This window comes from Chryseolinea serpens, from assembly GCF_900129725.1.
Classification (GTDB): Bacteria; Bacteroidota; Bacteroidia; order Cytophagales; family Cyclobacteriaceae; genus Chryseolinea; species Chryseolinea serpens.
The window spans coordinates 2,232,660-2,247,052 of record NZ_FQWQ01000001.1; the positions used below are offsets into that span (position 1 = coordinate 2,232,660).

The window sequence follows — 14,393 nt, forward strand, 5'->3', positions numbered from 1 at the left end:
TGTAATTTGAAGATTTCGATTTCCTTGAAGTGAGCTAACCTGGAACTTCCGTGATGATTGACCACCTTATTTCGTTGGTCCGTGATCACCTTTTTTGGGACATACGGTAGTCTCTCGCCTTGTCCGTTCCGACGGAATGATGGATGCGGCTCCTCATGAGGCTGTGGAAATTCCGAAGATCATCGACGGCTTGATTTCTCCGCATCACTAAGTTGCAGTACATATTTACCGGGATCGAAGGATACCAGATTATGAATGCAGCCAACCGGCATGTTCGATAGTGTGGCGTTGAGGGTGGCCACACCTGGGCAGGAGCCACGCCATAACGCATCGCCTTTTTTTTATCCACCTCAAAGCGGTACTCGGGCTGGTCGGCCTCCGTCATCCAGTCTATATCCACAACGCTTGGTGTATTTTCAACCAAGTGCTTTACTTGAGTGGGGAATCCAGTGTGATTGACCACCCCTGTCCGGAGTAAGGGTCAATGAAATCCGGAGCAAACTGTTGACAGCGGGCAAAAAGCGGCATCATCAGCCCATATTAACCTATCAGGTTAATTATACAAATTCGAGTTTAACGTATTGATTTATAGCGTACTATGGAATGTCTTTGATTTTCACTTCAGCAGGGTTGTCTATGGTCGCCCATTCCCAAAGAATCTCATAATACGCCTCACCACCTATAACTCTTGCGCCAGTCAATCCACCATCAACAGCAAGTAACTTGCAGGTACATTGCGCGAAATGATACGATCTTTTCGATTCAACGACATCCCCGCATCTTTTACATTTCGCCGCGTTGCGTATGAGGTTCATAATACTGATTTACAGTCTTTAATGCTGGTCTTTAACTCCCGCAATATTGCCATTTTACTACCCCGCGAATAACGAAAACATCAACTGCCCTGCTAGAACCAGCAAACTCCCTGTGTACATTTCACACGGCGGGAAAAATAGCGAATTTGGCATCAGGTGGGGCGTTGTTATCCTCTATTGTAAACAAAATGAACAACAAGCGCACGACTCAAAATCGTGACCGCCATTCCTTTTTTTGATTCTTACTAGCTGTAAATCAACACCTTAAGAAAAACATATTCTTATTCTCAACTAATTTGTCCGCAAATTGCACCGCAACATTTTCAGCCAAATTTGTTCTGGCATTTTGTGACGAAAGGCAGAGGCAACATCGGATCTGATTCGCTGGTCATTTCGTTGTGTTTGACAATCCCCTAACTTTTCATCACAGTGCTAAACAACATTTTTATGGAATTATTAAAGCAGTATCTGCCAGTCGTCACCCTGATGATAGGTTGGGCCCTATCCCAACTAAGTGACTTCTTCAAAGTAAACCGTGAAGACCGAAGGCGTATAAAAAAAACTATTTTTTATTTGCTTGAAGTAAGACACCAACTTGGATTTCTGACAGGGATCCACAAAACATTTAAGGCTAATACTCCCTTCTTAAGGAAAAAACTCGCAACTCAATTACCGAGCGATATATCCGATGAACAGTTTTTTCAGGCAATCTCGCCATTACTGACACTGATCGCAAAAAACAGGTCAATCCTTCCCGAAGAGGACCTGCGTGCTCTTAGCTCAAACTATTCAAAGACCGTCGAGGGATTGTCGGAAATTGACCCTGTTCTAGCATACCGCTTGCAGGGACGTCAAGGAATTCAAAATCTATTGAACAATCTATCTGAAACGACGAAACAATCCATATCGCAACTTACCGGAGAACTAGGCGAAGGTGGCCAGTTTGATAAAGCCATGCAGACGGTTAGTCCAAAGGTAATATCGGAAATGGTCAATGATCTCCAGGACATTATTTTTCAACTGTCAAAAAAAGTAGACCGTCCTACTCGTAGTGCGACGCGAAAACTTCTCGCAAAGTCAGAAAATCGAGAATTGGAAAATCGAAGTTTCGAAGAATTCATGAATAAAATCCTCGCCGATATCGATTTTAGCGTCACGACCAGAGGATGACGAACCTTGCTCAACAGACGATCACTGCAATCCGCGATATCACGCGTTAGGGAGTTAGCAGGAAACTGTTTACTTTTAAATACAACTCGTTGGCCCATGGGCAACTTATCAGTGAGCGATGCCCCATCCATCAACGTATATCCTCGGTTTCGTATGACACTTAAGGTAACCTTGAATAGTAATAAACCGCGAGATCGAGGCGGCTCAACCAACTCAAATCGAACGGGATTCCAGCTAACCTGGGCACTTTGTAAGCTGCTTGAACTCCATAAGGGTGGCGAGGACTACGTGATGATATTCGACTATCATGATGACATAGCCATCGTAGACTCAGCTAGCAATCCTTCTGCCATTGAATTCTATCAAATCAAAACAAAAGATCCAGGAACTTGGTCGTTGTCCGACCTTCTACGATCCCGCAAATCAAAGAAAAAGAATCTTTTGTCGATCATAGGCAGGATGTATGATTCAACCAAGACCTTTAAGGATCATGCAAAGTCCGTGAATTTCATATCGAATGCGAAATTTAACTTTGACCTTAGCTCAATTCCTAGAAGCTTAAACTCTCCGAAAATATGTCTAAATGAATTGAAAGACGGCGAGCGCAGAAAAGTAGCCGATAAGTTGAAATTAGAACATAAGAGCGTTACGCTAGTACCGTACGAAGCCACTACCCACTTCAGCATAACGGACCTAAGCGTAAGAGATCATGAAAACCATGCTGTATCGTACGTTTTGCAATTTCTGGAACACATTGGAGGAGTAAAGGAATTTCAAGTTAAGGCCGTTCAACAAGCTATTGCTGCTCAGATCAGGGCCAAAAACAACTATGAATGGAATATTGACGGGTATGAGAACATCATAAGATACAAGGCAATAACGAAGGAGTTTCTTGACAAAATAGTTAATAGTAATCGTAGTTACGCGGACCTAAGTAGTAGGTGGACGGAGGTGTCCCAAGTCCTGACCTCCGAAGGTGTGCATTTCTCAATTCGTAAAGAGATCGGCACCCGATGGAAAGAATACGAAGTTCTACGAATGGATGAGGCCAATTTGACAATCCAACAGTTGAGAGTTAACATAAACACAGCGCTCAACAAACACAAAGGCAACAACGCTGATTCACTGATGGGGTATATCATAACCGTCAAAAGGGAACTGTGCCTTGACGTCGCTAATACTGAACATTTTCTAACCGCAATGATATTGATTGAATACTATGAAGAGCGGAAGCTTTAAAAAACTCATCAGAAATTTAAGAAAAAAAAATAATGAAGAAATTATCTTTCATCGGGATAACTCTCGTTTCAAAGATTCAAAGAAGGGCGATTCGAGTCGTGTTCGATCCAAAGACAACGATCCTGACAGGAACGAATGATACCGGTAAATCTTCAATCATTAAGAATTTATTTTGGACCTTCGGTGCAGAACCAACGACTGATGCTCGCTGGAGGGAGGCAAAAGTTATCAGTGTAGTTCATTTTGACATAGCCGGTAGCGAGTTCCACTTGCTCCGCCGTGAGAGCTTCTTCGCGTTGTTTGATGAAACCTTTGAATTGATCAAAACCTTTACGAGTGTAACCAACGAGCTGGGGCCATTCCTAGCCGAACTTTTAGACTTCAAAGTCATTTTAAGTAATCGAAATAAGGAAGGGGTCATTCCACCAACTGCGTTTTATTTCCTGCCGTACTACATGGATCAAGACACAAGTTGGACAAGCAATTGGTCATCCTTTACAAAGCTGCAGCAATTCCCGAAATTCAAAAATGATTTGGCCGAATATCACACAGGAATTCGACCAAACGAATACTACGTTGCCAAAGCCATTCTCAGCAAGGCTACAGACGAACTTTCTAATCTCAACGCTGAACAACGGATATTAAAAGGCATGGCGGGAAGATTGAATGACGAGCTGAGCGAAGCTGACTTCAATATCGACATTGAAATATTTAAAGAGGAAATAAATGATCTGATAAGCAAGTGCCAACGGTTGCAACTTCAGGAACAAAAGTTAAAGGATAATCTTGTTGACCTAAATAATGACAAATTAAGAATCCAACACCAAATTTCGCTTGTTCAGAGCGCGATGCGCGAAGCCAGATTAGATTACAAATTTGCGTCAAACCTAACGGACGAGATCGGGTGCCCCATCTGTGGCGCCGTGTATGAAAACGACTTCGCTACCCGCTTCGATATTGCGATGGACGAGGGGCGTTGCGCAGAGATGCTAGTCGAACTCGAATCCGAACGGCTCAATGTCGATCTGAAATTTACAATGGAGAACGACAAACATTCAAACACACTGAATGAGATTCAAGAAATACAGGCAATATTAGATAGAAGACAAGGTGAAATTCTTTTAAGGGATGTAATAAACAGTCAGGGGAAAAATGAACTTAAATCAATATTTAAACAAAGCCTTGATGGAGTGATTCGCACACAGGTCGAAAAACAAATGGAAATCAATACTCTGAATGAAAAAATCAAAGGCCTCGGAGACAAGAAGCGTCGGACAACCATTACAGAAGACTATCGGGCAAACATGCGAAAGTATCTGCACCAACTTGATGTGCAGCTTAGTGAAAAAGCCTATTCAAAAATATCAAGCAACATAAAAGCCCAAGGCAGTGATATGCCAAGAGCTTTACTTGCATACTACTACGCTATTCTTGCGGTGATGAGAAAATATTCATCAGCAGTATTCGCACCGATGGTCATTGATTCGCCAAATCAGCAGGATCAAGATAAAATTCGTCTTGATAAACTCTTAAACTTTATCAAAACCGAAAGTCCGACTGACTGTCAATTAATACTTGGTGTGGCTGACTTACATGGAGTCGAGATTCCCGGCACCATCATGAAATTCGAACACCAATATAGTTTATTGCGGGAAGATCAATACGACAATTTAAATTCAGATGTTACGCTCCTGCTAGAAAAAGCCTATAATGACGATGCCAACTCCGGGTCGCTCAAACTATTTTAATCATATAGTATCAATTAAGAGATGAAAGGTTATCGGGATCTAGTCTTCCTACTTTTCCTTGGATGTTTCTATTTAGTAAGCACGAACGTTCTACACGAGTAGCCATTACAGTGGAGATTCCGACTCCTTGACCACTTCATTCCGCCAGCGCATGACCACTCAAAATTATCATTTGAATAAATGCTGCTCGAACTTAAGAGCGTCTTGATTATCAACGCCGTGAGTGATCAATTGGACCCGAAATCTGGTGGTCAAGCGTCTGGGAAACTAATGGTCAATGCAAAACGAAACGCGATGGTCAGCCACCTCGGAATTTCCACCAGTGCCACTTAACAAAGTCGAAACAGCCATTTGCAAAGTATCTACCATGTCGTCGTTTTTCGCATTGGGAAACAAAACGCATTGGTCTAAGAAATGGGTATTCCAGGTTACGCTTTAACTGTAGGTCGGTGGCTTTTTCTAGTTCGGCTCTATTCTTATTTATTTTATCGGCTGTGGTCAAAATTTACTACCTTGAAAACTTTAAGGTTTCACTTATATAATTACAGTTATGGAGATACAGCCCGGTAGGAGAATGATGTATAGAGATGCCATCAACGCCTGGGAACGTTACATTAAGGAACTACAGGCTAGAACACAGATACGAGGATTTTTTGAAGATGCCTTGCCTTACTATCAAAGAGCCGCTGATCTATTAATTCTGACTTATCCAGACCCACGGCACAAAAACGAACAGTTGATTCAAGTTCAAAAAAATCCCACCGATTTAACCCTAGTATTTTGTTTGAGGGATATTATCAGTTTCTGCGAGACGGTGTTGATAGATTTAAGGCTCTATATAACTGCTGAGGACAACGAATTATGGAGATGTCAATTACAAAAAGATGACGTTGAAAAACGTCTTGCCGCTGCCAACTATGATATTGAGAAGTACAGACATCAAATAAGCGAACTGTTAAAGGACAAAAAAAGCAACGAAGACATTAACAAAGCCCTTCACAGAACATTGGACTTCAATTCAACCGAATTCAAAAAAGAGGTTGCCCAATTGAAACACTTTTTCGATAACGATTTTATAGCGCCTAAAAAACGAGAGTACATTTTTCTATTTCTATTTCTCACCTCACTAAACATGTCCCTGATCCACGTTCATAAAATCGATTGGATAATGATTGGACTAATCGAAATCTTTATAGCCCATGGACTATACCAGACATATCACAAAGAACACGGAGTTGTGAGGTCGGTAATTGAAAACTTGATCGGGGCAATAGGTTTAGTGTTTGCCTATATAGCAATCATTACTTTCTTCAAATAGGTCATTCTGAAAAATTATAAAAATTTGCGCGGGGTGTAGGTAGAGATTCCAAGTGGTTGACCACTTTGTTTCGTACGTCTGTGTGGAGATTCCGACCCCCTTGACCACTTCGTTTCGTGCGCCTGTGACCACAACATTCCGTACTATCGGACAATTCATTTCGCGAAGAACTGACCATCCTTCGTTTTGATTGTCTTGAACTTACGTTGCAATGCGATTTAGCCTAGCTTAAATAACTCATGGTGATCACACCCTCACGGAATAAAGTGGTCGCCTGGCCCGGAATCTCCAGCTGGCAAAAAGTTGGGTCGTTAAGAAATAATGCATTTTTACAAGATCTTAAGGCCCGGGCAATCGTACGCGGAATTTGTTATCCCTGGCAAGGGCGTGGGCTTAACCTCGTCGTCCGCTGTATTAAGATCGCTGAATTTCTCCAAGTCAGACTCCAACAGCTTTCGATCCAATGTTTTTAGAAAAAGGATGCTTTCCTCATGGCAACGTTTTACTTTCTCGCCACTTCCACAAGGGCATTTTGCATTTCTGCCTACATCCCTTTTCTGAACGATCGCACGGAGGACCTCTTCCGCTTTTTCGACCGACAGTTTTAAGTCTTCTGTATAGAATTGACGGACACCAGCAAAGTGATGCCCATATTCTCCGCCAGCATAGGTACTTCCGGTCCCCCGGTATACCTGATTCGCCAAATAAGGATATACCCACTCTCGGAGATAATTCATTACCGATAGCCCCCTTTTAGAACGATATAGTAACTTGTGCGTTATGTCGACACAACACAAGCCGTCACCATCTATGTGATAGTCGATGTGGCGTTGAATCTTGCCACCTGTCTCGAACAGCAGCGGGACACAGTGCGGATACATCTTCGTGAACAGGACCTCGATTAGGAAAGTGTCCCAATAATTGCCGTCCGCGTCACAGACATCAATCTCGCCGCCTATCTTCCAGCCCTCTGGGCTGGAAGATTTAATTGACAATTTTGGGAATACTTCCTGGGCAGTCTTAACGTCCCGTTCAAACCTCGATAACCGCATCATGCCTACGGGAAATAAGGGCGGTTTGTTGATGCGATCGATGCTAGACTCGCGGTGTTAAGCGGCTCGATCGGTTTCTGCTTCACTTGTATATTACCCGACAAATCCGTAGCGATAAAGCTTTGCGCCTTCAGAAAGAGAAGCCACGCAAAGTCATGCTGGGTGTAGTTGAATTGTTCATCAGGAATTTGGAAAATGTAGCGGTCGTTCTCGGATTTCGTCCGCTGACACACTGGTTGAAAGAAATTAGGGGGCGCAACCGCTTCCTTAACGATATGGTCGCCAACGACTATTCCGTTGCTCTCCGCGTAAGCTTGCATTTTGCTCGCCAGACTAGTGTGCAGACTGCAAGTCGTCACCTCACTGATTTCACCGAGGCCTGCCAGGGACCAAAGGACATCTTCATCGTAGCCTAAATCTATTCCAATGCGGGTGAAAACGGCGTCGATATCTTGTTCGTTGAACAGCCGCTTAATATCAGTCTTTACGAAGTAGGTGAAGATGCTTGAAAACACGAGCGAACGCTTCACGGCCTCTTTTATGGACATGTTCTTTCCTCCGAAGTACACAAACAAGCCGTCCCCCTGTAGTCTGTGCACATAGCCACCGAGAACCAGGCAAGTGTGAATCGCCGCGCGCTGGATGGTATTAGTAATAACGAGCACGGTCTCGGGGATATACTTGCGGAACATGTTTGTTGAGCCTTTGATGTCCACAAACATTGACACAATGTAGTGCTTCTCCGTGCTGCCGGCCGAAGACTTGAGGTGTGCGAAATCCGGGTGCATTCCGAGTTTTTGTTGAAAGTCGGGCGTAACCCCAAATTGTGAAGCAAGGACCTGTAGGCTTGGCTGAAGCTGATTCTTAGGAAGTCGCCTGTTCAGCGCTTCGTAGGTAAAGCCTTTCGAAAATTGTTCGCTGATTGGTCGATGTTTCGGATCGGCTTTCATTGCGTCGGCGATTGCCGAAACGTATTCTTCGTATATTTTCATTGATGTTTGATGTTAGTTACAATTAAGATTACTAAGGGGAGAAAGAAGACGGCCTGAATCAGGAGGAGAATGCCTGCGATCTTTAAGAAGCGGAATTTTGCGTGCAGCCCGCGAGCGAGGACATGCACCTGCCCTCGAAGATCTGCCAAGCCTCCGTCTTCCGTCTCATTTGAAGACTTGATATCAAATTGTTTTATATCCATCGTGGCGATGTTACCGAAGTAGAGAAGCGAATCACCACCTTTCTTTAAATAAGGAATCGACGTCCAGACAGTGAAAAGAATGTTGATTAATCCGACTGTTAATATCACGGCCATGTTAGCATGCTGGAGATTCCGACCCCCTTGACCACTTGATTTCGTGACGGTATGATCACCATAAGTTAAGTAAGCATAGGTTCAGTCGTGTTGGGACATAACTTCAAGATAGTCAATGCAAAAGATGGTCAGTTCCTCGCGGAATAAATTGTTTGATGGTCCGGAATGTTGTGGTCACTGGCGTACGAAACAAAGTGGTCAACAACCTCGGAATCTCCACCTTAAGAACCTCAACCGATCACATGTGGCATTTTTTGTATTTTTTGTCAGCGCCACATATACTCATGGAGTTTGGTCATTCGGAAAATTAAGGAAGAAAGCTTGAGTAAGTTAATTTTCTTGTCGATTCTCTCCCCGGAGTTAAAATTGATTTTTTGTCAAATTGAAGTCATTCGCCGACGAGGCCTTCGGATGGAAAAACATCAAAGAAGAAATGCATGTTGCCAAACCAGTAGATAAACGACTGTTGGTCGCCAATCTCGCTGAGGACTGATTTTGAGATCCGCTTTGTGTCGAGCGAAAGAAAGGCTGGCTGAATTTCGCAAAGCCGCTGGTAGCAGTTGGGAGAAAAATACACTTCGCGCCTTAATCCATATGTGGATACTCAGCCTTTGACCAATCGTTGTTTTGTGCTGTGGTAACCCAGAAACAATGCCAGCAGTGACCAAAGAAATGAATTGATGAGAGATTTACCCGCAATATTTTCTGGAAGTCCCGGATTGTTGAAGTACACCAGAAACGGGTATAAATAGGGATAGTACGCGATGCCCTCCCATTGTCTAATCATAAATCCTAATGTGAACAGACCAAGGCCTATCCCCAGAGGCAAAGCAAAGTTTGAAAACTTTGTGGCGACGCCAAATTGAATGGCCAACATGGCAAGCACGGATACGTACATTTTCCACGAGGTAGTGATCATCGCTGTCCACGGGACCGAGTGCGAAAAGAAGCTATATCGATTATCAAAGATCGAAATTACGTACCCAAACACGAGCGTAAATATGTTGAAAAGGACAAAGCAAATAATGACAAGAAAATTGAGCATTAAAAACTTCGAAAAGTAGATATCAAAATAAGTTCTAGGCGAGGTGTAGACCTGCTTCCAGGCATTGTTTCTGTATTCAATTTGGACCAGAAGACTGGTCACAAGAATGACGTACATGGTCAGCAGAAAGCCTGCGGCTATCTGCCAGTTATACTCTAGGTATATAGTCCATGGATTATCTACGAGCTTTGGGGCAAAGTAGTCCGCGTGCAGCAAACATTTTAGCATATTGACGAATGGAATAAAGCCAGCGCCAGCAAGAGTGATCCAATAGGCGGCTGTATTGTTGCATTTTAGAAATTCGGCTCGCGTATTGCGAAGAAAAGTTGCTGTCATTTGTTCAATAACTTTAGATAGAATTCTTCTAGGTCATTCTTAAGGAATTGTGCCCCATAGATCTTTATCCCATGGCTGATAAGTAGTTCGATTAGTGATGGAATTTCGTCCTTGTTCAAGGCTGAGATGTGTAGAACCGAGTCGTCAATTTTGTTGACGTCATGACGCTCGCCGAGTATTCCCAAGGCCAGTTCCGTTTGGGTAGTCTCTAACTGGAAAATATTTGAATCATGTCTTAAAGTCTCCAGGTATTTACTGGTTCCCTGAAAAACCAACCGGCCATTGCTAATGACTCCGATATGTGTGGCAATTTTCTCAACCTCGTTAAGTAGATGGCTGGAGATCAGAATCGTTTTGCGGAATTCCCGATTGAGGTGGACGATTAAATTTCTGATTTCAATAATTCCTTCTGGATCAAGTCCATTGGTAGGTTCATCGAGAATGAGCAGTTCGGGATCGTGAAGGAGTGCTATCGCGATCCCGAGTCGTTGCTTCATCCCCAGCGAATACGTACCCGTAAGTTGATTTCGTGCATGGATCAACCCAGTGATCGCGAGTACTTGATCAATACGTTCGGGTGGACAGTGGTGAATGAGTCTCTGGATTTCTAGGTTTCTTTCCCCGGAAAGATGTTCGTAAATAGAAGGTTGTTCAATCAAGGAACCGGTCCGTTTAAGGATTTCGAGGCGATGTGATGAAAGAGCCTTACCGAAGAGGAAGATATCCTGATGCTTTAGCCGGACGAGTCCTAAAAGAATTTTCAGAGCGGTGGTCTTACCCGCGCCGTTGGGTCCGATAAAAGCATAGATACTACCCGGTGGAATGGCCAAGTTAATGTCCTTAAGAACTGGTGAGGATATCGAGAATCCAAACGAGAGGTTATGTGTTTCAACGATAAGGTTATTCATCCCCCAGGTGACGCACAATGTGGGAAAATGTTACAGATAAATTCGAACTTATAATTTTTATCCGGGTACGGGTGATCCTGAGGAGTAGCGCTGAAAGGCCGTTTATGGTTGACGGGCTACTCGTTGTTCAGGTTTCGTGATGGATTTTCCAGGGGCATAAACCGGGTCGCAAATGCGACGCATCCAAAACGAGAATGAAGAACGACGTACGCAGGTGTACGTGCGTAGGTTGTTCTTCATCCTCAAATTTGGCCACTGGCTTCAGAATACTGAATGCCGAATATTTGAATTTTTGACCACTGGCTACTAGATACTGACTACTGAATACCAAGCATTGAATTCTGGCTCCTCCTGGCTCATAGGTTAAATTCCGCTATTTCTGGACAACTATTTTCTTCGTTTTTATTCCGGTGGAGATTCCGAGGTGGTTGACCACTTTATTTCGTGCCCCTGTGACCACAATATTCCGCACTACCGGACAATTCATTCCGCGAGGAACTGACCATCCTTTGTCTTGATTGTCTTGAAGTTATGTTCCAATACGAGTGGGCCTATGCTTACTTAACTTATGGTGATCACACCCACACGAAATAAAGTGGTCAAGGGGGTCGGAATCTCCACAGGCTGACGAAACAAAGTGGTCGACCACCTCGGTATCTCCAATATATCCATAGTGAAGGCTTCGCAATTCGCACCTGTTTGGAAGGGCTCCCATCTGCGTACAATTTTGTAAGGAAACAATCCAACCATCAATGCTATCCCGCAGCATTTAATATTTATTCGTTATATTTTAAAACAATTACCTCCCTCTTTAATAAGCCCTTTCAAACATAGACATTATGGAGACTAAGAAAATTAATAATGCTATTCCGAAAGCATCCCAAATAAATCGCGATCAGCTTTTAACCATCGGTGATTTGGAAGCTTTCAAAAACGACCTGCTTTCCGAGATCAAGAATTTACTTAAAGAATCCAAGGGACAATTGCGGAAGCAATGGCTTAGGTCATCGGAAGTCCGAAAAATGTTAGGAATATCTCAGGGCACTTTACAAACTTTCAGAGTGAATGGTATATTGTCGTATACAAAAGTTGGCGGCATCATGTTCTATAGTTATCAGCAAGTCATTAAATTGATGGAAGGAGGCAAAGGAATGGCCGGCTGACAAATCGGCTATTGGTATTAAAATTGAAGGTTATCCATCATCTCTTTGCATATGATCTAGCTAATTAGCGCCCCTCCAAGCCAATTTAGAGATAATCAAGATGCTGCGAATAAGTTACTTATTTGTCTTATTGTCTTTGTGAGCACTCGAAACATTTGTTGCGGCTTTCTGGGACATTATTTTAAGTTTTTCCTTTAGTGCGTTCATGTCCTCACTAACCTTTTTATCTAGAATTTTAGCGTAGTGCTGGGTAGTTTTAAGGCTTTTATGCCCAAGCATCTTGGAGACACTCTCAATAGGGACACCGTTTGTAAGTGTTACCGTTGTAGCAAAAGTGTGACGAGCGCAATGGAACGTGAATTGTTTTTTGATCTCAAGAATATCCCCTATTTCTTTCAGGTAAGCGTTCATCTTTTGATTACTTAAGACGGGCAATACCAAATCTCCATGTAAGCATTTGATGTTATGCTCGTATTTATTCATAATTTCAATGGCTATTGGTAACAAGGGGATACGTGATAGAGATTCCGTCTTTTGTCGCGTGGTTGATATCCACTGTCCCCCATCAACACCGATTATGATTTCAGAACGTCTAAGTTTTTTTATATCTGCATAAGATAGACCTGTGAAGCAGCTGAAAAGAAAAATATCTCTTACTACATTGAGACGTTCGGCTGAAAAGGATTTGTTATACGCTAATTCTATCTCTGGTTGTGAAAAATATTCACGCAGGACTTCCTTTTTGTTCATTTTGTAACCTGTAAATGGGTCTCTTAGAAGCCATCCATTCTTGATACAGATATTAATTATCTTTTTAAGGTTACTTGGAGATTCCGACCCCCTTGACCACTTTTTTTCGCGCGCATGTGACCACCATAAGTTAAGTAAGCCTAGGCTCACTCGTGTTGGAACATAACTTCAAGATAATCAAAGCAAAGGATGGTCAGTTCCTCGCGGAATGAATTGTCCGGTATCGCGGAATATTGTGGTCACAGGCGCGCGAAAAAAAGTGGTCAACCACCTCGGAATCTCCAGTCTAGGGAGATTTGCTTGAACAGCCATTGTTATTGATTGAGCTTACTGGCAACCGAGAGCCGAACATTCAACTACTTAATCTGACGGTCACCGAGGTTTTTTTACCTCATCTAACGCGGACAGGCAACCCCATAAGGACTGCCTGTCTTCAACCTGCTTAATTGATCATACGATCCATAGCCTACAACGAAGCCACAGCTCCTTGGCTTAGCTCTTTCTCCTTCACATCATTAAAAAGTTCTCTCACCGGGATTCTAAAAATATCCACATTGTGCACACTGATTTGGCGGGAGAAGACGGCAAAGTTTCCACAATGTGTGATGCTAAAGAACTCATCGTCCATGGCACCATTTACGGCAGGACCCAGGTTCTCGGGTTTGCTCCAACTTGTCCAGGATTCATCCAGACGTTTGGTGACATAGATGTCAAACCCGCCGTAACCATGATGACCTTTTGAGGCGAAATACATCGTCTTATTATCGGAAGCCAGAAAGGGCGAAGATTCCTCAAACTCCGAGTTGATGACACTGCCCATGTTCACCGGCTCAGTGGCCTTCTCGCCATCCCAGAAACTGACATACAGATCGCGTTCTCCCATGGTCTCACCGCGTTGGATGGCCCGGATAATAACCCCGTTTTGCAAAGCAACAAACGTGTTGGCGTGTGACGACATGTTGTAGTCGTCCTGGATATTGATCGTCTTGGGCAATGACCATTCGCCATTTACGTTCACGCTGTAAGAAAGACCGGCACGCATTTTACCCTTTTTCATGTATTGGTTGCCGAGGATGATCGTGTCGCCGGTCACGCTCACATTATTGATGTAGTTGGGGCCGGCATTGTTGAGGTGACTTACCATCCGGAGCGGTTCAGACCAACTCCCTGTTTCCCGGTCAAATTCGGCATACCATATGTCCTCAGGATCGTTAACCCCGTTCGTATTGTCCGGGTGAAAAATCCGACTGAAGTACAACCGGTTTCCATTGGGGGCAAGTCTCGGCTTTACTTCTTGGTAAGGACCATTGATGGATCGATTCAGGGGAGTGGCCTTAGCGTCCGCATTTACATTTTCTGCAAACTGAACAGCCGCTCCTGATTCTTTCGCTTTGCTTATGGGATGGTCGGCGTCCATGCTGGCTCCGCCGAATACCTGTTCTTGCCCATTACTTGAATAGACTACCGCAAACGAGAAAAAAACGGTCATCAAGAGAGGGGTCACTGCTTTTCTGACTTTGTTGTTGTCTTTCATAACTTT

14 protein-coding genes are annotated in these 14,393 nt (G+C 43.5%); 5 read left to right on the forward strand and 9 right to left on the reverse strand.

Annotated elements, in window-relative coordinates:
* Positions 1 to 596 precede the first annotated feature (596 nt).
* Positions 597 to 815: a DUF7695 domain-containing protein gene (locus BUB30_RS08815; protein ID WP_073132855.1), complete on the reverse strand. Its 219-nt coding sequence runs from the start codon at positions 813 to 815 to the stop codon at positions 597 to 599.
* Positions 816 to 1,262: 447 nt separating this feature from the next.
* On the opposite strand from BUB30_RS08815, the gene BUB30_RS08820 reads away from it, so the two are divergent.
* The 4 genes from BUB30_RS08820 to BUB30_RS08835 all read left to right on the forward strand — a co-directional run bounded on the left by BUB30_RS08820 (position 1,263) and on the right by BUB30_RS08835 (position 6,290).
* Positions 1,263 to 1,985, forward strand: a complete 723-nt coding sequence (locus tag BUB30_RS08820) for a hypothetical protein (protein ID WP_073132857.1) — start codon at positions 1,263 to 1,265, stop codon at positions 1,983 to 1,985.
* Positions 1,986 to 2,138: 153 nt separating this feature from the next.
* Positions 2,139 to 3,224 carry a DUF4297 domain-containing protein gene (locus tag BUB30_RS08825; protein WP_178377057.1) on the forward strand — a complete coding sequence of 362 codons (1,086 nt, stop codon included), beginning with the start codon at positions 2,139 to 2,141 and terminating at the stop codon, positions 3,222 to 3,224.
* A gap of 32 nt (positions 3,225 to 3,256) precedes the next feature.
* Positions 3,257 to 4,972: a hypothetical protein gene (locus tag BUB30_RS08830; RefSeq protein WP_073132861.1), complete on the forward strand. Its 1,716-nt coding sequence runs from the start codon at positions 3,257 to 3,259 to the stop codon at positions 4,970 to 4,972.
* Positions 4,973 to 5,522: 550 nt separating this feature from the next.
* Positions 5,523 to 6,290: a hypothetical protein gene (locus BUB30_RS08835; protein ID WP_073132863.1), complete on the forward strand. Its 768-nt coding sequence runs from the start codon at positions 5,523 to 5,525 to the stop codon at positions 6,288 to 6,290.
* Between the two features lie 329 nt (positions 6,291 to 6,619).
* On the opposite strand, the gene BUB30_RS08840 is transcribed toward BUB30_RS08835, so the two are convergent.
* From BUB30_RS08840 to BUB30_RS08860, 6 genes are all read right to left on the reverse strand, one after another.
* A complete protein-coding gene (locus BUB30_RS08840) occupies positions 6,620 to 7,345 on the reverse strand; it encodes an SEC-C metal-binding domain-containing protein (protein ID WP_073132865.1) in 726 nt (241 codons plus the stop codon).
* Positions 7,346 to 7,347: 2 nt separating this feature from the next.
* Complete coding sequence (locus tag BUB30_RS08845; RefSeq protein WP_073132867.1) at positions 7,348 to 8,334, reverse strand: adenylate/guanylate cyclase domain-containing protein; 987 nt, start codon at positions 8,332 to 8,334, stop codon at positions 7,348 to 7,350.
* On the reverse strand, positions 8,331 to 8,651 hold the full coding sequence (locus BUB30_RS08850) for a Pycsar system effector family protein (RefSeq protein ID WP_073132869.1): 321 nt from the start codon (positions 8,649 to 8,651) through the stop codon (positions 8,331 to 8,333). The genes BUB30_RS08845 and BUB30_RS08850 overlap by 4 nt, the downstream gene beginning before the upstream one ends.
* Positions 8,652 to 8,889: 238 nt before the next feature.
* Entirely contained in the window at positions 8,890 to 8,937 is a 48-nt protein-coding gene (locus BUB30_RS35935) for an SEC-C metal-binding domain-containing protein (RefSeq protein ID WP_143164917.1), read from the reverse strand.
* 318 nt (positions 8,938 to 9,255) lie between these two features.
* Complete coding sequence (locus BUB30_RS08855; protein WP_073132871.1) at positions 9,256 to 10,032, reverse strand: ABC transporter permease; 777 nt, start codon at positions 10,030 to 10,032, stop codon at positions 9,256 to 9,258.
* Positions 10,029 to 10,940 carry an ABC transporter ATP-binding protein gene (locus tag BUB30_RS08860; RefSeq protein ID WP_073132873.1) on the reverse strand — a complete coding sequence of 304 codons (912 nt, stop codon included), beginning with the start codon at positions 10,938 to 10,940 and terminating at the stop codon, positions 10,029 to 10,031. The genes BUB30_RS08855 and BUB30_RS08860 overlap by 4 nt, the downstream gene beginning before the upstream one ends.
* Before the next feature lie 839 nt (positions 10,941 to 11,779).
* Between BUB30_RS08860 and BUB30_RS08865 the strand changes: the two genes are divergently transcribed.
* Complete coding sequence (locus BUB30_RS08865) at positions 11,780 to 12,103, forward strand: helix-turn-helix domain-containing protein (RefSeq protein ID WP_073132875.1); 324 nt, start codon at positions 11,780 to 11,782, stop codon at positions 12,101 to 12,103.
* 114 nt (positions 12,104 to 12,217) lie between these two features.
* Here BUB30_RS08865 and BUB30_RS08870 read toward each other — a convergent pair whose 3' ends face one another.
* Positions 12,218 to 12,853 (reverse strand): site-specific integrase, encoded by a 636-nt coding sequence (locus BUB30_RS08870; protein ID WP_084138101.1) that lies wholly within the window; start codon positions 12,851 to 12,853, stop codon positions 12,218 to 12,220.
* A 466-nt stretch (positions 12,854 to 13,319) separates the two neighbouring features.
* Positions 13,320 to 14,387, reverse strand: a complete 1,068-nt coding sequence (locus BUB30_RS08875; protein WP_073132878.1) for a PD40 domain-containing protein — start codon at positions 14,385 to 14,387, stop codon at positions 13,320 to 13,322.
* Between the last annotated feature and the right edge of the window lie 6 nt (positions 14,388 to 14,393).